Here is a 21,437-nt window from a genome sequence, read left to right as displayed (position 1 = left end):
TATGAACATGCCTAAAGATTCGCTTAAATGCGTTCAAGATGCTTGGTATAAAATGCTGGTCGATTTTCGTGCATGGTATATGCCCGAAACCGTTCAGACTGATGAATGGAAACAGCGCAATATCAGCACAGCGATTAAGTCCTGTCCAAGCCGTCTCATGGATGATTCAGAATCAATGCTGTCTGAATACCGTAAAAGCCAAAATGCTGATGTTTCAGGTGGTGCTACGGCGTTTATGCCGATTATGCTGACCGCTACTGCATTGATTGATCAGCCGCCCGATGTTAGTCAGCTTCTGCCAGTGCCATACTTTGTACCTGTGGTAATCAACGATCAATTAGTGAAAATTCGCTTAATTGCTAAGACTGTACGTGCGCAAATTGCTTTTTATGCGACTAACTCACATGATGCGCGCTCTGTATGTGATCAATTCTGTGCCTATATGTTGGATGAAGATAAACGCCGTGTTGCAGTGCCTTTTGAGATGGCGGGCAATCATATTGAGCACAGTACATTTACAGTTTTAGAAAATCAGTTGTTTCCATCACCAGTACCCAGTGAAGCAATCAACCTGTCTATTTTCACGATTGATGTGCAGCTGATCGGCTATGTTCCGCAAATTTTAGGGCTAGGTGGTCAGCATGATAACAACACTGACAATGGCTATAACCCAGATGGATCTGCAGTAGAAAAACCATTGCAAAATTTAGTGGTGATCCAAGCCGATAAATTTGCTGAAGATGGTCATGTTCGTATTAAAGCAGATAGAGGTACTGAAGATATTACAGTGGAGAACATTCATGACTGAAATGATCCGTATTGATAGCCGTGTGACGGGTTTCTCTGATCAACCTGTACGCTTAATGGCGATGTGTTATCAGGACACAGGTGAAATTCTGCTGCAAAAGACAGAGATTTTTACCGCCTTGGCCGTACCGCCAGATCTGCGTAAAAATACGGTCGTTGTTACCGATTCGCCTAACTTGATTAAGAACTGGCAGTTGAAATTTGATGCACAGCAGCATCTTGAAGAAGTGATCCGTATTTATCAGGCAAGCTATCGTGGTGGACTGGTTGAATTCGAAAATTCAATTACCCGCTATAACCCAATGAACATTCTGCAAGTGCGGAAAATTGATAAGAAGGGCATGCAGCAGGAGTTTGACAGTAGTTCGTTAGACAATGGCCATATTGCAGCATTACTGGCGATCTGGGCAAGTCATAAAATTTCCACTGCATATGGAGTAATTTCGAATCAGGTGCAAAACGAGTACGATGTTGATCGGACAATGTTGCCTTTTAGTATTTGATTCAAAACCGTCTATATTTAACATCATGGTTTGAAATGGTGACAGATGAACGTGCAAGTGTAAGGCGTGGATTAGCAGCTTTGCATAGTAGATATGGGTTTATTGGTTTCTAATAATATTTTTAGCCTTATAATATAATTGATAAATTACAAAAAATTGTAATTGTGTAATGTGAAAATTAAATGATATATAAATGGTTATAAGTTCTAGTTTTTAAAGACATCTTTCTAGGTAACCTATATGCATACATCTAATAATTTTATACCTATTTTTGCTGCAATTTTAGCTTCGTCACTTACTTTAGTTGGGGTATATCTCACATTACGTTCTAACAATAGTATTCAAGTTAAGAGAATGATCTTTGAGGCAGAAGAGAAGAAAAGAGACAGAATTCATCAAATACAAAAGGATATTTATATGAATGCTATTACTGAGCTTTCTAATATTAATATCAGTATTGGTAGTTTTGTAAGCAAAAAACTAGATGCCAATGAAGTTGAATTAACTATGAAATCCTTTGCATCTACAATGGAGTCGCTACAGGTTATTTCGGACTTAGAGTTATCATCTTTAGCTAGGCAATTATCCCAAGCATATGCTCTTATATTTATTGATTTAATGCTTGAGTTGAAAAAGATAGTTGGATTAGATAGTGATATAGAAATTAATCAAGGGTTTATAACTGAAGAACAGCAGGAAGTGAAACTCTTGTTAAAAATTCTCCAAGAAAATTATTCAGAGAAAATAGCTAATATTTTAGAAAGATCTATTAATAAGCAAAATGAATTAATTTATAAAAATAGGGAGTTATATGATGATGCTTCTAATTTAAGAGAAATATTGGCAAAAAAAATAATGTCTATTATTAATGATCTTCAGCCAAAAATTAATAGATTAAAGGTTAAGTTAAGACAAGAAATATATGGTTCAGAAAATATAAATTTATATGAACAAGATTTAAGTGAAACTAGTAAAATGAATATAGATGAGGTTGTAGGTAAAATATCTAAGGTATTTCATTAACAGTATGATTTTTAAAAATAAAGTGCCTTGAGGCACTTTATTGTGCGAGATTTAAAACTATCACTTAAGATCGATACTCATATAATCAATATCAATTTTAAGGTTCTTCTGAATATAGTCTAAATAAGGCTTTTCATTTGCTTTTAAAGAGTATTGACCAACTACATAAAGTTTTAATTTTTTAGTAGTATCTAGTCGATGTGCATATTGAATAATTTGGCCTAATGCTTGACGTATACATGTAGCAGCATAGGCATCGGATTTAACCTCATAAAGGGTGATGGTATCATCATAAGTTAGCGTCAAATCTACATAATTTTTTTCACAAGCAACACAACTTTCTCCATATTTGGCTATGAGCTTATCACGCAATTTGTTCTGTATTTTATTGTGAGTTTGCTTAGCAATATAAGACGATGTTCCTGAACGTTCTTGGTCATTTGTACTTTTTTCCCCTTGGTCTTGTTGGGTCGTGCTTATACCTTTCGGTTTTTTCTTTTGCGGGCGAAACTTACTCCAAAGTTCAACCATAAATTCGTGAGTGTTCAACTCTAGCGGTTTATTGTCGATGAGTACTTTTTGAATTGCGGATACAGTAGTTTTACTATTCACAGGCAAGCCATAGTAGGTGGCAATTTCTTTTAAAACTTCTCGTTGGAAAATAGGAATGAGCCTTTCATTGGAATAGAGGTATGCAACTTTCCACTTAAAAATATCAGGAATAGGGATAGCATCAATTTTTGAAAAATTTCCAGTTAAAGAATAATTTATGATATTAATTAGATGTTTTTTGATCGCTAAGAACGCTAAATCGCTGTCCTTTCCATATTTTTTACTCCATGTGTAAAACTCATCATTTTCATAATGATCAAGTGGACTTGAATTTCCTCTTCTGTAGATTCCAAACATCCTTGACCCAAACTGGCCACTAATAGATCCTAATTCAATAGTTCTATTTTCTACCCATTGAGTAAATGTATTACGATCACCTGTTGAAACATATTGATCAAGTGACATTGCTTTTACTTTTTCTAAAGGCCATTGCTCAAGAAAATCATTTAAAATATTTTGATAGCTACTCATGGAGTTCTCATTAGTGATTAAGTTGGTTAATTTTTTAAAGTGATAATTAAAGTCTGTATGTTTATTTTTTCTTCTTCGGAAAATTCTTACCATTTCCACCCGGCAAGCAATCACATGCTTTACCATCGCCGTCGCGGTCTAAACTTTTCCAGCCTGTTTGTCCTGATTTTTTCCTTTGTTCATACCACTTCTGTGCCTGCTGCTGCGTAGCAAAATCAGCGCATTTTTTGCATAAACTTGGATGGAAGTGAACCCCAAAACTAAAATGAGTAGAAATTTCATGAATTATTTTAAAAGCAAAAAAGTTATGTAAATCTTATCAATAAATTTACCATGTGACAAAAAGTACACATTTTGTTAAATTAAGTAAAAATATAACATTCTAGGGGCATAAAGTGAACGGTATTACAATTTTTTTGCTTATATGTGTAGCACTTTTGGGGGGCGCTTTTTATTTTATATATGGAAAATTCAAAGCAAAAGATGCAGAAAATGTAGAAAATGAAAATAAATTAAGAAAGTATGAAGCTAAATATTCAAGAATTATTGATGTTGATAATGAAGTTGAACAATCTTTAAAACGCAAGAATCAACTGAATAATGATATTCAGGCATTGCAATTAGATTACCAAAAAAAATATGGTCTTTTTCAAATTTTAACCCGAAAGATTGCTGTATATGATGAAGATTTAGAGCTAGCTGAAACTGGTTTTTATAAGCCGCATTTTGATTTTGGAACGTCTGAGGAATATAAACAAAGAATTGCGCTGATCAGAGAAAAACAGAAATCGATGCTAAAAGCAAAAACTGCAGTCACATGTTCTACAGAGTGGACTGTGGGAGAAAGTAAAGCTGAAGGTAAAAAAATGGTCACACGTGCAATCAAGCTGACAACGCGAGCATTCAATAATGAATGTGAAGCAGCTATAGCAAATGTCCGTTGGAATAATATAGAAAAAATGCAGGAGCGTATTCGCAAAGCTACCGAAGATATAAATAAAATGAACGAGTCAAACCATGTCTATATTGATCGAAAATATGTAGATATGAAGATGCAGGAGTTATGGCTGGCTTATGAATATCAAGAAAAAGTAAAAGAAGAGAAAGAAGAGCAAGCTGAAATTCGCCGTCAAATGCGTGAAGAGACGAAGCTTGAACAGGAAATGGCAGCAGCCCAGAAGGAAGAGGAAAAATTCCAAAAATTATTATTGAAAGCGCAAGCTGAAGCAGCAAAAGCTGTCGGCGGTAACTTAGATAAATTGAATGCAGAAATTGCTGAGTTATCGACGAAGTTGGAAGAAGCTCATCAGAAAAATGAGCGCGCACTATCAATGGCACAGCAGACCAAAGCGGGACATGTTTATATTATTTCTAACATTGGTTCATTTGGTGAGGATATTTACAAGATTGGTATGACGCGCCGTTTGGAACCAATGGATCGTGTTCACGAATTAGGTGATGCTAGTGTACCGTTCTATTTTGATGTGCATGCAATGATTTATAGCGACAATGCTCCAGCTATGGAAAATGCGCTCCACAAGTCATTTGCTGAACGTCGTTTAAATTTGGTGAATTTAAGAAAAGAATTTTTCCATGTAACTTTAGATGAAATCCAAAGTGAAGTTCATAAAATTTCAAGCGATGCTGAATTTACTATTACAGCTGAAGCTGAACAATATAGACAAAGTCAAACAATTAGACATGAAAAAACTCAGGCAGAGAAAAAGCTTGAGGAAGAAATTCCAGCTTTAATATAGGGGGTTAATCATGGGTTTTAATTTTAGAAAAAGTCTAAAGATAGCACCGGGTGTACGCCTAAATATTACGAAAAAGGGTATTTCGAGTGTTTCACTAGGTGGTAAGGGCGCACGTGTAAATCTTGGCAAAAAGGGAACAAGAACAACTGTGGGAATGCTAGGTACTGGGCTTTCATATATCAGCTTTAGCCCTAAACAGGCAAAGAAGGAAGCTGCTAGAAGTGAGCCTGTAAGGTCAACCATGCAAATGAATATGTCTCAGGTACAGCAACAGGTGCCACCCTTACCATTTATGCCAAAGTTTGAGCGGAAGGTTTCGATTATTTTAGGCATTGGAATCTTTCTGATGCCGTATATTTTTGCATGGTTTACTTTACGTAAAGGCTATTCAAAGCCAGTAAGGTTTATTAGTTTTGGATGGCTTTTATTATTAGTATTTGTGAATATGCAAAAGTAATTAATTGGTGGTAATTATGTCTTACGTGTTAGCAACTACAGAAGATAAAGTTCGTTGGTATAAATACAAGTTTGATCAAAATCTCAAAGTAGGTGGTTTTGAGTTATTAGAAATTTTAGATTTGCGGCAAGTACCGTTACTTGGAGACAAGGAGACTGCGAAAGTTGCAGCAAAAGCACTTGGCTTGAAAACTTGGCGCTATGTGAAATTATAGGATTTTAAGAAGATGCAGAAAAATATTGGTTTTTTAATTAAAGAGAGTAAAAATTTAAATACAATTGAAGAGGCGATAAAAGAGCTTGAAGTTGCATCAGTTAGTTTTCATTCATTTTGGCAAGAAGAAAATTTAGATGATTGTTATAAACAAAGTAATATAGCATTTCAAAAAATAGATTTTATTGTTAATGAAGTAATGAGACGACGTGATGATTTAAAGCGTAGTCAAAGTTATGAAAACTCATCATTTAAAAAGTGTATACAAGAAAAATCAGGTTATATATTTTTAAATGCAAGCAGAGCCGAAATGGAAAAATTATCTTTAATTACAAAGGGAAATGCTGCGCTCCCAGCCCCAATCCGATCTATTGTAATAGATGAATTAGAATATGAAAAATTATTAAATAAAATAAAACATAGAAATGAAAATCAGGTAGATTTTAGGTTTGATGATCAAAATCATATTCTTGTTTTTGGCGTTGATGGTTATAAAAATCAGCCTCAATCTATAGTAGAAGTGAATATTACGAATTTTTGTAATTTATCTAGAAAAATAGCAAGTATTTCAGATTAAATCATTAGTGAAAGAGCACTATAAACGTGCTCTTTTATGTTCAATCTTCAGTTGTTGTTTCAAGGTAGCATAAATAACACTTTAATTTATCTTCGCCATCTTCATCTTTAATGTTTATCGCAGTCTTAATATTGAAGTTATCAAATTGGTACGAATATATTGAACATGCAGGACAATCGACTTTTATATCATCTCTATTAAGACCAATAAATGCTAAAAGTTCACTTTCACTTAAAAAGCATTGGAGTAATCTATAGATTTTCAATAACTTTAAATGTGCTTCATTTTCATCTTCAAGTTCAGGTATGAAACTTAAGGTATCATGATAATCATCTAAGGCACCGCTAAATTCTGAGAAAAACTTAAAAATAGGGCTACGTTTATCTTGTAAATTTTTATTCCAAATTTCTTCAATAAAAAAACTTACAACTTCAATCAACTCCTTTAGAACAGTACTGTCATCACCAGAACCATGTACAAAGAGATTTCTTGTTTTTCTTAATTTCTCAAAACCAATTTTTAATTTGTTGTTTTCAGTAGTTGAATAAATCACACTATATAGTTTGAGTAGATCCTCAAAACTATGCATATAAAAATCATTAAAATTCATTTTTTTCCACTGTAAATTGGATAACCTAGAAATTAATAGCAAAGGGGATTCTAATGATATTTTATATTTTAAATAATTCTCTATAGATGTAAAAATAAGTAATGAAATATTTCCAATTCTAATTTTATTTTCACTAGAAAACTCTTCTGAATCAAATCCATGCTCTTCATTGAAAAATATGAATGGGTCGAGTTCATTATTTAATGTTATTAAGATATTAAAAGATTCATAGAGAAATTCAGCGCTATTTGATAAGAAAGTTTCAGGGGGTGGTATATTTTCAATCATTGTATTCACACATTTAGATATATAAAAATTTATTAAATTAGCTTGGGTTTAAAATAAATAAAACTAAAGTTAGTTTTCTTCACTCTTTTTTAAAAGCTCTTCAATCACTTGAAAATATTTTTTGTTATTTTCAATGCTCTGTTTCAACAATTCCCTAAGATCATTTACTTCGTGTTCACTAGTCATAGGTTTTTCAAAACTTTGTTCCAGCCGAGCAACAATATCCGCATTCATAGAGCGATTCAGTTCTTTAGCAGACTCTGCAATTTTATCTTTTAGTTCTTGGGACATACGCATTTTGTATTCCACACCAAGATTTCTTCCCATATTGCAAACTCTGAAGTTGAATGATTTTTTAAATAATAATATCCCCAGCAGGGATTGACAAGAGGGTGTGATAAGAATAAATTTAAATACATCCCTAGCAGGGATGCAAAAACGCCCCGAATAATCTTGGCGGATCACGGGGCGAGTTACCAATTATTTTCGAGAACAATTGATATGAACAGTCTAACATTTAATGCAATGCAATTTCATCCAATACAAAGCAATGATCAGCAAATTTGGATTCCATCAACAGAACTATCACGTGCTTTAGGTTATTCACGAGCTGATGCCGTAACCAAAATTTATGATCGAAATAATGATGAATTTGCTCATGATATGACAAAAATTATAGATAATCCTCAGAACCCCAATTTGGTGTTACGGGTATTTTCTTTGCGCGGTTGCCATTTGATCGCAATCTTTGCCCGTACACCTGTAGCCAAAGAATTCCGAAAGTGGGTGCTCGACGTACTCGAAAAAGAAGTTCTGCAACAGCAAATCGACACACGAGTAAAAATCAATTCAGAACAACAAGCCGAAATCAAAGTAACTTTTGCTCTGATTGGGTACGTGATTTTTGCATTTATTGGTTTAACTCCTTTTTATAAGTTTTATAAATATGTTGATTTAGTAATTAGCTATTATGAGAAAGGAATGTTTTTAAGTATTTTCATAATTGTAGCTTTATATGTTATTTGTTTGGTTGCTGGATTTTTATGTCTGAAGTATGTTGAGAAATGTGCTGATTGTGGCATCTTTCTACATGACTTTTATAAAGTTGCTTTTAAGATGAAGGGCACTGAAGAAAAAAATGACAGTGAAGTAGCTCCGGCTTAGATTATTAGCTAAAAACGGTTTTCTTGAAAATTTTGTATGAAAAAAGAATTCAAGAAAACCTAAATTTCTAAGAAAATGTATTTAAGAATAGTTTTCTCATAACGTTATAATATCGTAGGTCTTAATTTTTTTATTGGTTGTACAGTAATAAGATTGTTTAACAGTAAAGTCATTTTTTCTACCATATTTTTTTTGTAATTTTTCAACAACCTCTATTATTTTAATTAAATTTTCTTTATCTGTGTTAATCCCTATAATTATTCCTTTGAGTTGATTGTAATCATATTGAAATTTACGATCTTCATCTTTTTCATAATACTTCCAAATATCACTTAGTATGATTCTGTATTCATTTTCATATTTCCAATGATCCGATTTTATTGATAAGTCATTTATTTGTGTGGAAGCATATTTACTTTGGAAATCATCGTTATAACAACTAGATAGAAATTTACTTTCTTGATCATTAAATTTAATCCATTGGTTTACTACTTCTATTCCCATCAGCATTCCAAAATTTTCAAAAGGGTTTATTTTTTTTCTTTCATTTTCATCATACTTAACTTCACTTAGTTCAAACTTTATAACTTCGTTCTTATTATTTTTTAAATTTAAGTAGTTGACATTATTTTCTTCTATCATTTCATATATGAAGCATATAGATTTGTGGTTGTCAGCATAATGTGACCATACAATAGGATTATCCATTTCTTTCATAAAACAAGTCACATACCAATTATCGAACATAGATTCATTTAATATTTCGAGGTATAATTTTATCGTCTTAAAATATACTTTTGTTCCTATTGATGATTCTTTTATTGAAAAATATCTTTCATCCTTTTTTAAGAAGTTAGGTTCGTTAGAGTTGATAATGTTTTTAATATCCAAGAGTGTTTTGTCATCAAAAATTCTTGAATTATTATCAAAAATAAAATTATGGAGGTTTAGAAGAATTACCCCTAGAATAATTTCAATTTTAAAATTTGGTATTTTATTTTCTTCCAAATAATTAATTAATGTGTTGAAATTTTTATTTTCAAGTAAAGGGTTAAATGCTTCATTAAATAAATCGATTTGCTTAATAAATTCTAGAGACTTAAAGACTTCTTCAGTAATATTATTTATTTCAGAAACTGAATATAACTTTCCTGTTTTTGTGCACCTAGGAATATTCCATTCTCTGAACTTCATTGTGTAATTATATTTGATTTTATTTATATCTAATGTGTCTATATCAATTTTTGTATCCAGTTCTGTAAGAATATCTGTATATAGGAACATAAAGTTTCGTATGAAATTAATCCATACAATTTTATCTCCCTTCCAAATAAGATTTCTATAACCTTCCATTGGATCATTGAGTTGTTGTACTGTTGGGAAAAAAATACATTGCTCTTCGAGCTCCCCTAATCTTTTAATCTTTTTTTCTGCGATATTATTATCATCGTATTGGTTAAATAAATTTTTTAAAGATCTAAAACGGTAAAACTCCATATGTACTATACCTATGTTATTTGAGAATTATTTGTTCTATAAACTAGCTTTGCATTATTATAAAAGTTTACTTTCATCACTTTTTTTTGATGTGCTGACATAATGATCTTCCACAACTAACCAACCTAAACCTTTCTTTCCATTTTCAACGATATTTAGATGATTATTGCCTTGAGCGACAATTACATCTTTAGTTAGAAATTGAAGTGCTTTCCAAATAGATGAACGGCTTAAAGTCTCAAGTGCCAACTCTATATCAACCTTCAGATCACTTAGCGATTGGGTGTAGTCCAGATCTAGCGTATTCAGTAACTTCCCATAAATTACTCGCTTTTTTCCATCACGTAATGGAATAATTTTTATATCAGCTTGTGAATTGCCTGCACTGACTGATGCTACAAAACTATCCTCTAGACGAGCAACCATTTCCGCACTTTGTGAGCGATTATTATTTTCAGCTGATTCTTCTATTTGCTTTTTTAATTCAGGTGGTACACGCAATCTAACTATGGTGTGATCAGTTTGATTACTCATTAAAACCTCAGTACCACAAAGTGTGGCAAATATTTTGTGTTAAGTATTTACATTACCACAAAGTGTGGCTATAGTTATTTAAATGCCACAAAGTGAGGCATTTATGAGGATTAATATGGAAGAAAAAATTGTGTACGTAAAGACCCGCTTACAAAGCGATTTGCATGAAAAGCTTAAAACTTACGGCAAAGAAGATAGACGCTCAATGAACTATCTTATTAATAAGGCTGTTGAGCAATTTTTGAAACAACAAGAGAACGCGAAAGCATGAAATTAACAGACAACAAAAAAGCCCAGACTTTGGACGGTGAGGGCTTTGATGTAGTCAAATCAGTGAGATATGAACTATGTATAGTTTAGCATTAAGTTTTAATGAAGTAAATTTTGAGCCAATTTGTCAAAATGGTAGTTTCTGGTTAAAAGCAAGTGAGTTAGCAGAAGCTTTGGGTTATGTGGATCAAAGTAGCGTGAATCGTATTTATGCGAGGAATGAGGATGAGTTTACTCAAGCAATGAGCTGTTCGGTCAAGTTGACCGAGAAGGGGCAATCACGTGAAATAAGAGTTTTTTCTTTGCGTGGTTGTCACCTAATCGCTATGTTTTCCCGCACACCAGTAGCCAAAGAATTTCGAAAATGGGTACTCGACGTACTCGAAAAAGAAGTTCTGCAACAGCAAATCGACACTAGAGTAAAAATTAATGCAGAACAACAAGCCGAAATCAAAGAAATCGTTGATCGCCGTTGTGAGGGCAGTGTAAAGAAACGCACCGAACTTTGGAGCAGACACAACCAACACTTTCGCATCCCACGTTATAGCGAACTATTGGCCATACATTTCCAAGATGCTGTAGATTACCTTGAAACCATCCAATTGAAGTCACAGCCTGAAAAACAAAAAATTACTATGAACGCTTATGAAGACAAAGATGTCCAGTACATCATGTGGTATGCACCAATGTTAGCTCGACTCATTTTTAATGACATTGTTCCTGCGCTTAGGGCTTTGGATTCTTGTAAAGTTGGTAGCTTGTTCTCCTATACACAAGAAATGATAGCGCATGTGAATACGCTCAATAGAAGAGCCAAAGAGCAAGGCGTGACAACTTTGGAACATGTTGAAAACAGATCGATTTATTAAGACAAAGAAACCATCGAAAGGTGGTTTTTATATAAGGCGCATTGCAGCACTACTCGCAATATGGGCAAGTCATAAAATTGCTACAGGATATGGAGTAATATCGAATCAGGTGCAGAAAGAGGATGATATAGATCGACCGATGTTGCCTTTTAGTATTTAATTCAAAACCGTCTGATATTTCAAAGAAAATCATAAGATACCGTGATCTTTAATTAGGTCATGGTATTTTGAATTTTGCATATAAAATGAAATAAAGTTATTGTTTTATATAAATTTCTAATATTTGAATAATTTATTATGACAACACTTTATATAATTGGAAATGGGTTCGATATTCATCATGGATTGAATTCCAGATACACTGATTTTTGTGAGTATACAAAAGTAAATAAACCAGATGTTTACAGAAATGTCTCAAATTATCTGAATATTAGTGAAAAATGGATCGATTTTGAGGAAGCTCTTGAATATCTAGATATAGATTCTATATTTGATGATGCAGCTAATTATTATGTTGGTTATGGAGCAGATGATTGGTCAGACGCAAATCATCACTCATACCAATGGTTTATGGATGAAACAGTTAAGAGTCTTTCTGAAGAGCTTTATGAATTTTTTATTTCATGGATCAATATCGTTGATGAGAATATTGATATTAAGAAGATTAGAAAACTAAAAATTAATAAAAACTCTGTGTTTCTTAGTTTTAATTACACACAAACTTTAGAAAAGGTATATAGCTTTAGTAATGTTAATCATATTCATGGAGTAGTAGGTGATTGTGAATTAGCACTAGGTCATGCTTGGTCAAATAAAAAACAAATCCATATTAATGATGAAGATGATATCCGCATAAATCAGGGTATTGATATACTAAATACTTATTTTGGTAGAACTTTCAAAAATTGTTCAAAAATTATTGATGAAAATAAAATGTTCTTTCAAGAATTAGCGGAAGTAAATAAGATAGTAATTTTAGGGCATTCATTAGGTTCTATTGATATCCCATATTTCAAAGAAATAAAGAAAAATATTATGGAAAATACTATTTGGTATTGTAGTTACTATGGTGAAGATGATCATGTTGCTAAGAAGCGTGCATTAATGGAGCTTGGAATTAAGAATCCTATCTTGGACAGTATGGAAAGTATAGCCATTAAAAGTATTACAGATAGTGAATTAACTAAAGTTTAAAGATAGTAGAAATATTGCTCTTATACCGCCTTAGGGCGGTTTCTTTGCTAATACTAGGCTACTAAATCATCCCGAATTGGAACAGCTTAAAATTACAACAAATTGAAAAACTTAAAATAAAAAATACAATCCCTCGTCCTTTTTATAATGGCTCTCCAACCTCTTAAAGAAATCCCTGAATGGTGGGAACTTTGCGTTCGATATCGCTATGACATTTATGCATTTGCAGTTGAAGCACTGGGTATTACACCAACATGGCAGCAGGAACTTTTATTCGAGTCAATTGCATTTGACGGGAGTCGTACATCTGTAGCTTCAGGACACGGCTGTTTTGGTAAAGGCACAAAGATCCGCTTACCGAATGGCAAGTGGAAGCGTGTTGAAAAAATAACAATTCATGACGCCGTATTAGGCAGTGACGGCATTACACCGCGAGAAGTGATCAGTACGGTTACTGGCTGGCAGGATTTATACCGTTTCGAATATGAAAATGGCAAAAGCCATGTTTACAACAAGTCTCATATCCTCTGTTTAATTGCGCTTGAAACAAAAAACGGCTGGAAAGCTGGCGATACTATGGAGGTCTTAGTTTCAAAATGGCTAGAATGGCCAGAAGAAACCAAGCGTCAATTCGCTGCCTATGAGCTGAAACATAAGAAATACAGTCCTATACGCATTGAACGCGCTGTATCACTGGGCGAAGGTGAGTATTTCGGCTTTGTTCTTGACGGTGACTCAACCTTCCTCACTGCCGATGGAATGGTTCACCACAACACAGGTAAAACCGCTTCAGCAGGCATTGTGGCGCTCTGGCACCTCCTGTTCTTTGATGAATCCATCACGATGTTTACTGCCCCGCAAATTGGGCAGTTGAAGAAACAGGTCTGGAAAGAAATCAGTATCAACCTTGGTCGGCTTAAGAGTGGCCCATTGGGATGGCTGGCGGATTATGTTGGCTATCAGTCTGAACTGGTCTATATCAAAGGATCGAAAGAAAAGTGGTATGTCTTTGCTAAGACTGCGCCAAAGCATCAGCCGACCAACCTTGCAGGGAACCATGCGGATAATTATCTGCTTTGGGGAGATGAAGCCAGCGGTATCCCTGATGAGGTTATGGATGTTGTTCTAGGTGCATTAACGCATGAAGATAACCGTGCTGTTTTAACTTCACAGCCAACACGTAATGCCGGCCTCTTTTATGAAACCCATCATACGCTGAGTCATCGATCTGATGGGGTATGGACAGCACTGACGTTTAATGGTGAAGAGTCGCCGTTGGTCAGTAAGCAATCTTTAGCGGAACAGCGCCAAAAGTATGGTAGCCGTGACGATCCTCAATATCAAATCCGTGTTTTAGGTCAATTTCCTGATCGTGCTGATGAGTTCCTGATCACCAAGCGCCAAGCAGAAAATATGTACTGCGGTGCTTCAATTTTTAAAGATCATTTGTTTGGTTATGTGATTACGGTCGATGTTGGTGGCGGTGTTGGTCGTGATGATTCTGTTATTGCTGTATCTAAAGTGTGGGGCGAAGCACAGTGGGGAGATCGAGCACGGCGTGTTGAAGTGGTTGATATCCCACTTTGCAAGAACAGAGATGATATTACAGAGCTGTTCGCTAAAATTCATGAATGCATTCTGAAGTATCCGAATGCCACACTGGTGGTTGATGATAACGGTGCGGGTAAAGGTCTAGGTCAGCTTTTAACGAAAAATGGTATTTGGTATATGCCAGTGCATTGGGGGGGGGCATGCTTCAGTAATAGCAACCGCAAAGAATATGTGAATAAACGTGCATTGGCTTATGTCGGCTTATATCGAGCTATTGATCAGGGCCGTTTCAAGATTAAAACGGTGAAGTTCAAGGTCAAGACTCAAGCTCAGATTATTAAAATCCCGTACACCTTTGACGAGCACAGCCGCTATAAGATTTTTAGCAAAGATGAAATGAAGCGTATGGGCATCAAATCACCGGACTTGGGTGATGTGTTCGCATTTTTATTCTTGGAAAATGTGTTCTATACCGAAGCCTATGAAAATGTTGTTATCGTAGATGAAAGCCCTGAGGCACAGGAACAGGCTGCAAAAAAATCACGTTTCAGTCAGTTAAAAGAGGCTGCCGAAAAAGAATTTGGAACAGATGGGAAATGAAGACCGTTGAAAAAACCAAAATAGTCATAGTGATTATCGTGGGTGAGTTATGGCAATTCAGTTTTATTTAACGAATGCAGGCAAGGCGGCAGTACTTCATGCAGAAAGTATGGGCCTAAGCATTGCACTGTCTCATATTGGTGTAGGTACAGCAAAATATAACCCTCAGAATGCATCATCCAATACGGCGCTAGTTGCTGAATTGGAGCAATATCCGCTCAATGGCGGCAGTGTTGAGCCTGTATCAAGAACGCTGCGCTTCATTTCAAACATTGAACCTACAGTGACAGCAGATTGCTTTGAAATTGGCCTATTTACGTCTGCAGGTATTTTATTTGCCCTTGCGTCTACCATGGGCAATACGCCGTTAATACGTTTGGTTGCTGATATTGTCTGCATTGCCACATTTGGTATGAAGGTTGAGGGCATCAATGTAGAGAATCTAGTGCTTCAGCTAGATCCGCATGCACCTGTCTCTGTGGCACTGATGAATCAGCATTTAGCACATTCCAATCCTCATCCGCAGTATCCGCTATCTACACAGCTGGCGAATGTCATTTGGCACGTCGGTTCATGGCATGGAACAGACAGCACGCAATATGATCCATCGATAGCATTGAGACCACTATTTGGCTATGACACCAGCTGGATGTTGTTACCGCATATTCCATATGGGGTAGAGGATGTTAATCAGCCAGTTGGAGCAATTACCGGTATTTCTACAGGTTCAGCAATAAAAGCATTCACGACACGTATTTGGAAACGCTTGCGTGACGGAACTTCAGCACCAGCTTACAGCTTAACTGCTGATAAAGCCGTGGTTGATGAGGGCGGCAAGATCACCTTCAAATTGGTTACATCAGGACTGGATGCAGGAACACCTGTAGATTGGACGATTACCGGTATTCAGGAAGATGATATTTCGCCAAGTGCTTTAAGCGGTCAATTTATTGTAGATGCCACTGGCAAAGCGTCTTATAGCGTAGATGTTGTGGAAGATAATAAAACAGAAGGCACCGAATTCCTGAAGTTTGCTTTAACGTACATTCCGAACAAACAAGTCAGTGTACTGATTGTTGATACCAGTAAGTACCCAGAAGGGGTAATTAGCTATTATGAAGGTGTTCATGAAATTGAGATCCTACCGAATCAAACCGTACAATTTCATTTGCATGGCGCGATGGGTGGCGGTGGTGGATCTATCTGGTCTGGCTCAAGCGCATCAGCAAATGGTATGGATGGCGCTGAAGTATCATGCACGATTGATACATCAATTTTAACTGCTGGTGGAGGTAAAGCGGGTACAGGCGGTGTATGGGGCAATGGATCCTCATATCATAATGGTCAGCCAGGTAAAGGTGGTTTACCCGCAGTCATTGATGCTAACAGTCTTTTTGAGAATATCGAAGAAACAGCCGGTATAGATGCAATCACTTATGATCGCTGGAGTACTCAGAAAGGTGCAAATGCGCTGCCGTCTATTTTAGGTCAAATGCCGGGGGGCGGTGACGGTGCAGCTGGTATTGGTGATGAACGCTGGTCATATGGTGGTGCAGCAGGTTCTGGCGCACGAGTACGAGCGATCTTTACTAACCTTAGCACTCAGCGTGTGACAGCAAAAATTGCCGTGGGCAAATTCGGTGAAGGTTGGAAAAGCTGGGGCAATGCAGGTACAGACGGCGGGATCGGATTTGCGATCGTAGAAACCTACAATGACAACATTGAAGAGCTTGCACCTCCAGTACCCGTACTTACCATGAAGAACATTGCACCGATTACTGATCCAGCACCAGAAGATAAGGTTACTGTGAGCGGCACCATCTTAACCAATGGCATTGCGATGCCTTATGAAGTTAAGGTGAAAGTCGGCAGTGCAGCAGAAATTAGTGCTGTAATTGGTACAGAACAGAACTCAGACAACAGTTACAACTGGTCAGCTGTCATTAGTGTTGGAGGTTTAACCCAAAATACGTTGGTAAAAGCACAAGGTAATGCAAAGCACTTAATCTATCCCGACTTAATCAGTGAATTCAGTAACGCCGTTCAGAAAACTCTAGCAGTGACGATTACGCCGGAACCCGAGCCAGAAAGTGGCACTGGAACTGAGTAATTTCAATTTAAGCCTCACAGTCATGTGGGGCTTTTTAGTTTGGAATCGTAAATCAGCTGAGTCGAGAACTCGCTTTAACATACATATTAAAGGCCTGATGTTTACTTAGCATGATTAACGAATACCGTAATGCCATCCGCGATCATATCAACCGCTTTATTGATCAGGGGAAACTGAATCAGCTGATTGTTTGGGACATTCAGTATGACGAAGCTAAAGACCCGACTTTATTGAGTTTGAGAATTTATGGCTCAAGACAATATACAGACGTTATTCAAGTTGCATGCGGCACCAGTGGTATATGGGAACAGTTTCCTGTGAATCGAATTGCAGTTCCGCTGATTGCTGATGTACTTCGATTTCGCCGTGAATATCTGTAAGGAAATATGATTATGGCTAATCCAACTCCTGATCAATTGCAGCAAGCGCATAAGCAAATGCAGGAAGCGCTGCGAAAAGGCGGGTTGCGCCGTGATCTGCAAGGCCATAGAAGCGCCGACAGCAAGCAGCGTGGGGAAGCTGATAAAGAATTTAATTATGATGAATTCGGCAGAAAAATTCCTAAGCCGACATTTTTGCGCCCTGAGAATATCGCAAAAGGTGAGAACTATGATGTAGAGCGGGTGCTCTATACCACGCTTGGCCAGCAGAAAGGTGAGCCACCTCGTAAGATCACCCGTGAGGATATTATGGCCTTTAAGGACAATATTGATCTTTTGCGGGAACAGTACTCTACGGGCATCACCATTCAAAATATTATCAATCTCAGCCATGCTGATGATATAGACCGTGCCAATAAGCAAATTCATCTTGTATCAGCGCTAAGCAGAAAAGATAGTCTTGTGCATCTAATAACGAATGCTGGACCAAACAGTAAGGTCACGTACCATAATGTTGAAATTGAGTTCAGCAGTTTTAGCGCCTTAATCTCAAGCACAGGCCAGAATGCGGTCAATCAAGTCAGGCGCTGGCTAGCGGGCGGGAAGATCAAATTTGAATGCGACTGTGAGCGGCATACGTATTGGCACCGCTATATGGCCACAATTGGCGGCTATGGCTTAGGCCGTAAAGAGAATGGCTATCCCAAACTCAGAAACCCGTTGCTATCAGGTGTTGCATGCAAGCATGTGCTTAGAGCTGTTTACTGGATTCAATCACCTTCAGGCGTCGAGTACCTAAAAAAAGAAGTCAAAAAAGACCGGACCAAGCAACTTAGTGTACGGAAGAAGCAAACTGACAAACAGATTTTGGCAGAACTGGATCAGCAAATAAGTGGTTTAAACAAGGAAACCAAAGGCAAAATTCAGCCAAATATTCAGAAGGCCGAAAAGGAAATGATCCGCCGTGCTGCAAAGGTGGCGAAGGAGTATTTTGCGACTCAAGGAAAACAGACAAAACAAGTTCAGGATGCACAGGATAGAACGAAATATACAGAATGGCGTAATAGTGGAATTGTGACAGATGAGGTTTATCAGGAACTCATGCGGAGATTTAAATAATGCTAAATAGAGCAGTCAACCGTGTGGCCAATGGTCGGCATATGGCCGCGCGTCGTATTGTAATGAATACAGTGTCCAGCATTCCAGCGCAGGTGTGGCGCAAGCGTGTTGTGTACAGTAATCCAGTGAATGCAGGCAAGCCAGCAGATCCGCTGTCATTTGAAGCCAATGCGTTGTCTATGCAGGATGAGCCGAACTATGAATATGATCCTATCGGGCATGCTTTTGTGCTGGCGGACAAATTTAACGGTGGTTATATCCATAAGAACAACTCAATGAATAACCCTTCAGATCTGGCAATACTGGCTCAGATCGAAGTCTATGATGCAGATCTACCAACCTTAGCAGAACAGCTTTTGCAGATTCCTGATACCCAATTAAATGAGGGGGATTTACTGGGCCTAATGATCTACGAAGGTTTTATTTTGTGGTTTGAAATTGTTGGAATTAGCGGCCAGACCCTGATGTCTGACTTTGGTAAGAAGTATGTATTGAACCGCCGTGATGAGATTGGACTTGATCCAGTGAAAAGTGAAGTTGAATCACGTACACAGTAATTTTTTAAGTGAGTAAAAGTCATGTCATTTTTAGTTTTCAATAAAAAAGATAAACAAGTCGGTGATATAGGAATGGTAGGGCAATGCACTTCAGCTATTTTTAATTACCAGGTAATAGGCGCTGGTGCTGTCGTTGAGTTTTCAGGCAGCAATAAACCTGATTGTGAAGTATTAATGGACCAACATTGGGAACCGATTGTCACGATTGAAGCGGGTACACCTGATTCAGAGCCATTTCGGCAGCATGCATGGGATAAGATCCGCTACAAGGTCACTGCGGGTAGTGGTGTTGAAATTTATGTATCTAGTGGTGTTAGCGGATAGTAATGTCTTCAGCTTTAAAACGAACCTGCTTAATAGCAGGTTTTTTTATTTGAAAAATGGTTTTGGAACTGCCCATTTTGGCATTTTTCCCTTCGTGCGAATCTATTTCTATCCAAGATTTTAGACCCATGACAGGTAAAAAATATGTCTCTATCTGATGTACTAAAGCAACAATTCCAAGCGCAGCAGCTTGCAACACAGCAATGTCAGAACTATTTCTATAAAGACGGTGAAGAAAAAGGCTTTGATAGCGCTGTGGGTATGCCGGAAACTCGTCCACAGGCGCTGAATGATTTGCTTGATATCATAGGCTTTGACAGCGCGGTTGATATCGATGGTGCAATTAAGCTAGGTATCAGTCAATATCAATATTGCCATGGCGGTGATTTGCCTCATCCTTCTGTAATCGCATCTGCCTTAAACAATGGTGTGGCCATTGCAAAGAAAGTACATGGCTACAGTGCTTCAATTTCTCAAGGTTACTCTGATTTAGAAAAAGGCTTTGATGACATCAGCAATACGCATCAGGAATCGGTGAGTATTGTCCCAGCGCTGTCAGTGACCACGATTGCAACAACCATTGCCTATGCATCGCCGATTGTGGCTTATATCCCGAACAGCAACGGTTCAAATGAAGTGCCGATCGTTGCAGCGCGTTTTGTGACTGATCGTGCATTTGGTGCGATGAATAAAAATGATTATCTGGATGGTGTTCAGGCTGCGAAACCTTATGCCGAAGGTCGTTTCCGCTTTGCGCTCAACAATAATGGTGCAGGTGCCATTTATACGGTGGTAGCCCATACGCATTATGCTGACTATGCTGCCAAAACACCAAATACCAATGCACCATTGCTGCCATTCATCAGCGGGAATATTTCTATCCGTATTGGTGGAAAAGAAGTGGCACACACCCGTAACCGCAGTAAATCCAAATTATCAGGTGTGATTTCTGCAATTGCTGAAAAATCAGCAAAAATTGCGGGTGAAGAATATACGGTGACTGGAAGCAGCATTAATCTGGATACCAGTAATATTTCAGTTACGTTGAATCAGGAATTGCCAGCAGGTGTGAAACTTGAAGTCTGCCTGATTGCTGATTTTGATGCCCGTGATACCTCCAATAAGTTCAAGATGGAACCTGTCGGCGTCAGTATGGAACCTGAGTACGAAACACTGGTCAGTGCGCCGATTATGACGCAAATCCGTGCATCTAAACTGTTAGTCAATCAGATTTCAAGTGAACTGAATGTGGGCTTTGTTGGGACTGCTTTAGGGTTGATGCAAGGTAAAATCTATCTTGAACAAACCATCCGCCTGTTGGGTGAAGGTAAAGACCGCGCCATCTATAATGTACGCGAGTTTACCTTTGATGCTTCTCGCGGTGTAACTGGAAATTTGGCCGCTGCTTACAACACTTCAGGCGATTTGTTTGGCGAATTCATGAAGTATCTTGAAGCAGCCAAGTTAGGCATTATTCAGGACTCTGGCGCTGCGACCGTTGGTTTTGATTTGTATGTCGGTGATACGGCTAAAATCTTCTTTGCTCAGCTTTCATCAGACAAAATGCCAGTTAAAACTGGTGCAACCGCAGGTCATGGGCAGATTGTGCGTATCGGCACACTAGCAGATGGCACTAATGTTTATCATGTCCCTAGCTCTGCGGGTGTATTAGCTGAAGCAGGTCAAGCCTTTGAAATGTTGGTGATTGGCCGTGGCAATGAGCCAGTGCGTAATCCATTTATTGGTTTCACTGAAATGCCATTGACTGTAAGTGAAGCGACTCCAGATCCGCGTGAACAGCTAATTGCATTAATTGGATCACAGGCAGCAGAGCTTAATCCGCTCGATCGTTATGCAGATCAGTTTGCATTGATCACCGCAGTCAACATGCCAAAACTTAAAAACTAAAATTCTGCAAATTAAGGCGCATGGAAAATGCGCCTTAATTCA

Annotated in this window: 22 protein-coding genes and 2 pseudogenes; 18 read left to right on the top strand and 6 right to left on the bottom strand. The window is 37.3% G+C overall.

The genetic code is table 11. The features are described 5' to 3' along the window. Position 1: 1 nt before the first annotated feature. The 3 genes from B9T24_RS14070 to B9T24_RS14060 all read left to right on the top strand — a co-directional run bounded on the left by B9T24_RS14070 (position 2) and on the right by B9T24_RS14060 (position 2,333). The gene (locus B9T24_RS14070) at positions 2 to 808 is read left to right on the top strand and encodes a hypothetical protein (RefSeq protein WP_086166345.1); all 807 of its coding nucleotides are present in this window, start codon (positions 2 to 4) and stop codon (positions 806 to 808) included. Then, complete coding sequence (locus tag B9T24_RS14065) at positions 801 to 1,310, top strand: hypothetical protein (RefSeq protein ID WP_086166344.1); 510 nt, start codon at positions 801 to 803, stop codon at positions 1,308 to 1,310. Before B9T24_RS14070 ends, B9T24_RS14065 begins: the two co-directional genes overlap by 8 nt. Positions 1,311 to 1,550: 240 nt before the next feature. Then, on the top strand, positions 1,551 to 2,333 hold the full coding sequence (locus B9T24_RS14060; RefSeq protein WP_086166343.1) for a hypothetical protein: 783 nt from the start codon (positions 1,551 to 1,553) through the stop codon (positions 2,331 to 2,333). 60 nt (positions 2,334 to 2,393) lie between these two features. Here the strand turns inward: B9T24_RS14060 and B9T24_RS14055 are convergent, their stop codons facing one another. Continuing rightward, positions 2,394 to 3,416: a hypothetical protein gene (locus B9T24_RS14055; RefSeq protein WP_086166342.1), complete on the bottom strand. Its 1,023-nt coding sequence runs from the start codon at positions 3,414 to 3,416 to the stop codon at positions 2,394 to 2,396. 61 nt (positions 3,417 to 3,477) lie between these two features. Beyond that, positions 3,478 to 3,698 (bottom strand): annotated as a pseudogene (locus B9T24_RS14050) (excalibur calcium-binding domain-containing protein). A 113-nt stretch (positions 3,699 to 3,811) separates the two neighbouring features. Between B9T24_RS14050 and B9T24_RS14045 the strand changes: the two are divergent. The 4 genes and pseudogenes from B9T24_RS14045 (at position 3,812) to B9T24_RS14030 (ending at position 6,420) form a co-directional block, all read left to right on the top strand. After that, entirely contained in the window at positions 3,812 to 5,173 is a 1,362-nt protein-coding gene (locus B9T24_RS14045; protein WP_213032954.1) for a DUF4041 domain-containing protein, read from the top strand. A gap of 10 nt (positions 5,174 to 5,183) precedes the next feature. Further along, positions 5,184 to 5,358: pseudogene (locus B9T24_RS17210) on the top strand (DUF4236 domain-containing protein); the annotation flags it as partial. A 288-nt stretch (positions 5,359 to 5,646) separates the two neighbouring features. Continuing rightward, positions 5,647 to 5,844, top strand: coding sequence for a hypothetical protein (locus B9T24_RS14035; RefSeq protein ID WP_228145728.1), 198 nt, complete (start codon positions 5,647 to 5,649; stop codon positions 5,842 to 5,844). A gap of 12 nt (positions 5,845 to 5,856) precedes the next feature. Beyond that, positions 5,857 to 6,420, top strand: a complete 564-nt coding sequence (locus B9T24_RS14030) for a hypothetical protein (protein ID WP_086166340.1) — start codon at positions 5,857 to 5,859, stop codon at positions 6,418 to 6,420. A 40-nt stretch (positions 6,421 to 6,460) separates the two neighbouring features. On the opposite strand, the gene B9T24_RS14025 is transcribed toward B9T24_RS14030, so the two are convergent. Together B9T24_RS14025 and B9T24_RS14020 are read right to left on the bottom strand one after the other, a co-directional pair. Beyond that, positions 6,461 to 7,318, bottom strand: coding sequence for a hypothetical protein (locus B9T24_RS14025; RefSeq protein ID WP_086166339.1), 858 nt, complete (start codon positions 7,316 to 7,318; stop codon positions 6,461 to 6,463). Between the two features lie 69 nt (positions 7,319 to 7,387). Continuing rightward, positions 7,388 to 7,645, bottom strand: coding sequence for an Arc family DNA-binding protein (locus B9T24_RS14020; protein WP_086166338.1), 258 nt, complete (start codon positions 7,643 to 7,645; stop codon positions 7,388 to 7,390). 174 nt (positions 7,646 to 7,819) lie between these two features. Here B9T24_RS14020 and B9T24_RS17205 point away from each other — a divergent pair, with 174 nt between their 5' ends. Continuing rightward, a complete protein-coding gene (locus tag B9T24_RS17205; RefSeq protein ID WP_086166337.1) occupies positions 7,820 to 8,482 on the top strand; it encodes a Bro-N domain-containing protein in 663 nt (220 codons plus the stop codon). A gap of 96 nt (positions 8,483 to 8,578) precedes the next feature. Here B9T24_RS17205 and B9T24_RS14010 read toward each other — a convergent pair whose 3' ends face one another. Continuing rightward, complete coding sequence (locus B9T24_RS14010; protein ID WP_086166336.1) at positions 8,579 to 9,979, bottom strand: DUF2971 domain-containing protein; 1,401 nt, start codon at positions 9,977 to 9,979, stop codon at positions 8,579 to 8,581. A gap of 57 nt (positions 9,980 to 10,036) precedes the next feature. Beyond that, positions 10,037 to 10,513, bottom strand: a complete 477-nt coding sequence (locus B9T24_RS14005) for an Arc family DNA-binding protein (protein ID WP_086166335.1) — start codon at positions 10,511 to 10,513, stop codon at positions 10,037 to 10,039. Positions 10,514 to 10,628: 115 nt separating this feature from the next. Between B9T24_RS14005 and B9T24_RS16960 the strand changes: the two genes are divergently transcribed. The 10 genes from B9T24_RS16960 (at position 10,629) to B9T24_RS13955 (ending at position 21,395) form a co-directional block, all read left to right on the top strand. Next, positions 10,629 to 10,784: a hypothetical protein gene (locus B9T24_RS16960; RefSeq protein ID WP_171264916.1), complete on the top strand. Its 156-nt coding sequence runs from the start codon at positions 10,629 to 10,631 to the stop codon at positions 10,782 to 10,784. A 76-nt stretch (positions 10,785 to 10,860) separates the two neighbouring features. Next, the gene (locus tag B9T24_RS14000) at positions 10,861 to 11,652 is read left to right on the top strand and encodes a Bro-N domain-containing protein (protein ID WP_086166334.1); all 792 of its coding nucleotides are present in this window, start codon (positions 10,861 to 10,863) and stop codon (positions 11,650 to 11,652) included. A 297-nt stretch (positions 11,653 to 11,949) separates the two neighbouring features. Further along, a complete protein-coding gene (locus tag B9T24_RS13990; RefSeq protein ID WP_086166332.1) occupies positions 11,950 to 12,846 on the top strand; it encodes a bacteriophage abortive infection AbiH family protein in 897 nt (298 codons plus the stop codon). A 147-nt stretch (positions 12,847 to 12,993) separates the two neighbouring features. Further along, on the top strand, positions 12,994 to 14,997 hold the full coding sequence (locus B9T24_RS13985) for a Hint domain-containing homing endonuclease (RefSeq protein WP_086166331.1): 2,004 nt from the start codon (positions 12,994 to 12,996) through the stop codon (positions 14,995 to 14,997). 49 nt (positions 14,998 to 15,046) lie between these two features. Further along, entirely contained in the window at positions 15,047 to 17,107 is a 2,061-nt protein-coding gene (locus B9T24_RS13980; RefSeq protein ID WP_086166330.1) for a phage tail protein, read from the top strand. Between the two features lie 110 nt (positions 17,108 to 17,217). Continuing rightward, positions 17,218 to 17,487: a hypothetical protein gene (locus B9T24_RS13975; RefSeq protein ID WP_086166329.1), complete on the top strand. Its 270-nt coding sequence runs from the start codon at positions 17,218 to 17,220 to the stop codon at positions 17,485 to 17,487. A 12-nt stretch (positions 17,488 to 17,499) separates the two neighbouring features. Beyond that, positions 17,500 to 18,606: a hypothetical protein gene (locus B9T24_RS13970; RefSeq protein ID WP_086166328.1), complete on the top strand. Its 1,107-nt coding sequence runs from the start codon at positions 17,500 to 17,502 to the stop codon at positions 18,604 to 18,606. Continuing rightward, positions 18,606 to 19,163 carry a hypothetical protein gene (locus B9T24_RS13965; RefSeq protein WP_086166327.1) on the top strand — a complete coding sequence of 186 codons (558 nt, stop codon included), beginning with the start codon at positions 18,606 to 18,608 and terminating at the stop codon, positions 19,161 to 19,163. The genes B9T24_RS13970 and B9T24_RS13965 overlap by 1 nt, the downstream gene beginning before the upstream one ends. A gap of 21 nt (positions 19,164 to 19,184) precedes the next feature. Further along, entirely contained in the window at positions 19,185 to 19,487 is a 303-nt protein-coding gene (locus B9T24_RS17340) for a hypothetical protein (protein WP_086166326.1), read from the top strand. A gap of 144 nt (positions 19,488 to 19,631) precedes the next feature. After that, positions 19,632 to 21,395, top strand: coding sequence for a hypothetical protein (locus tag B9T24_RS13955; protein WP_086166325.1), 1,764 nt, complete (start codon positions 19,632 to 19,634; stop codon positions 21,393 to 21,395). Positions 21,396 to 21,437: the final 42 nt, after the last annotated feature.

Source organism: Acinetobacter sp. ANC 4654 (assembly GCF_002135425.1).
Taxonomy (GTDB): Bacteria; Pseudomonadota; Gammaproteobacteria; order Pseudomonadales; family Moraxellaceae; genus Acinetobacter; species Acinetobacter kyonggiensis.
This window is presented reverse-complemented; position numbering and strand designations above follow the sequence as displayed.

Coding starts and splice junctions, on each gene's coding strand:
- B9T24_RS14070 (WP_086166345.1), top strand. CDS start 2: ATGAACATGCCTAAAGATTCGCTTAAATGCGTTCAAGATGCTTGGTAT.
- B9T24_RS14065 (WP_086166344.1), top strand. CDS start 801: ATGACTGAAATGATCCGTATTGATAGCCGTGTGACGGGTTTCTCTGAT.
- B9T24_RS14060 (WP_086166343.1), top strand. CDS start 1,551: ATGCATACATCTAATAATTTTATACCTATTTTTGCTGCAATTTTAGCT.
- B9T24_RS14055 (WP_086166342.1), bottom strand. CDS start 3,416: ATGAGTAGCTATCAAAATATTTTAAATGATTTTCTTGAGCAATGGCCT.
- B9T24_RS14035 (WP_228145728.1), top strand. CDS start 5,647: ATGTCTTACGTGTTAGCAACTACAGAAGATAAAGTTCGTTGGTATAAA.
- B9T24_RS14030 (WP_086166340.1), top strand. CDS start 5,857: ATGCAGAAAAATATTGGTTTTTTAATTAAAGAGAGTAAAAATTTAAAT.
- B9T24_RS14025 (WP_086166339.1), bottom strand. CDS start 7,318: ATGATTGAAAATATACCACCCCCTGAAACTTTCTTATCAAATAGCGCT.
- B9T24_RS14020 (WP_086166338.1), bottom strand. CDS start 7,645: ATGGGAAGAAATCTTGGTGTGGAATACAAAATGCGTATGTCCCAAGAA.
- B9T24_RS17205 (WP_086166337.1), top strand. CDS start 7,820: ATGAACAGTCTAACATTTAATGCAATGCAATTTCATCCAATACAAAGC.
- B9T24_RS14010 (WP_086166336.1), bottom strand. CDS start 9,979: ATGGAGTTTTACCGTTTTAGATCTTTAAAAAATTTATTTAACCAATAC.
- B9T24_RS14005 (WP_086166335.1), bottom strand. CDS start 10,513: ATGAGTAATCAAACTGATCACACCATAGTTAGATTGCGTGTACCACCT.
- B9T24_RS16960 (WP_171264916.1), top strand. CDS start 10,629: ATGGAAGAAAAAATTGTGTACGTAAAGACCCGCTTACAAAGCGATTTG.
- B9T24_RS14000 (WP_086166334.1), top strand. CDS start 10,861: ATGTATAGTTTAGCATTAAGTTTTAATGAAGTAAATTTTGAGCCAATT.
- B9T24_RS13990 (WP_086166332.1), top strand. CDS start 11,950: ATGACAACACTTTATATAATTGGAAATGGGTTCGATATTCATCATGGA.
- B9T24_RS13985 (WP_086166331.1), top strand. CDS start 12,994: ATGGCTCTCCAACCTCTTAAAGAAATCCCTGAATGGTGGGAACTTTGC.
- B9T24_RS13980 (WP_086166330.1), top strand. CDS start 15,047: ATGGCAATTCAGTTTTATTTAACGAATGCAGGCAAGGCGGCAGTACTT.
- B9T24_RS13975 (WP_086166329.1), top strand. CDS start 17,218: ATGATTAACGAATACCGTAATGCCATCCGCGATCATATCAACCGCTTT.
- B9T24_RS13970 (WP_086166328.1), top strand. CDS start 17,500: ATGGCTAATCCAACTCCTGATCAATTGCAGCAAGCGCATAAGCAAATG.
- B9T24_RS13965 (WP_086166327.1), top strand. CDS start 18,606: ATGCTAAATAGAGCAGTCAACCGTGTGGCCAATGGTCGGCATATGGCC.
- B9T24_RS17340 (WP_086166326.1), top strand. CDS start 19,185: ATGTCATTTTTAGTTTTCAATAAAAAAGATAAACAAGTCGGTGATATA.
- B9T24_RS13955 (WP_086166325.1), top strand. CDS start 19,632: ATGTCTCTATCTGATGTACTAAAGCAACAATTCCAAGCGCAGCAGCTT.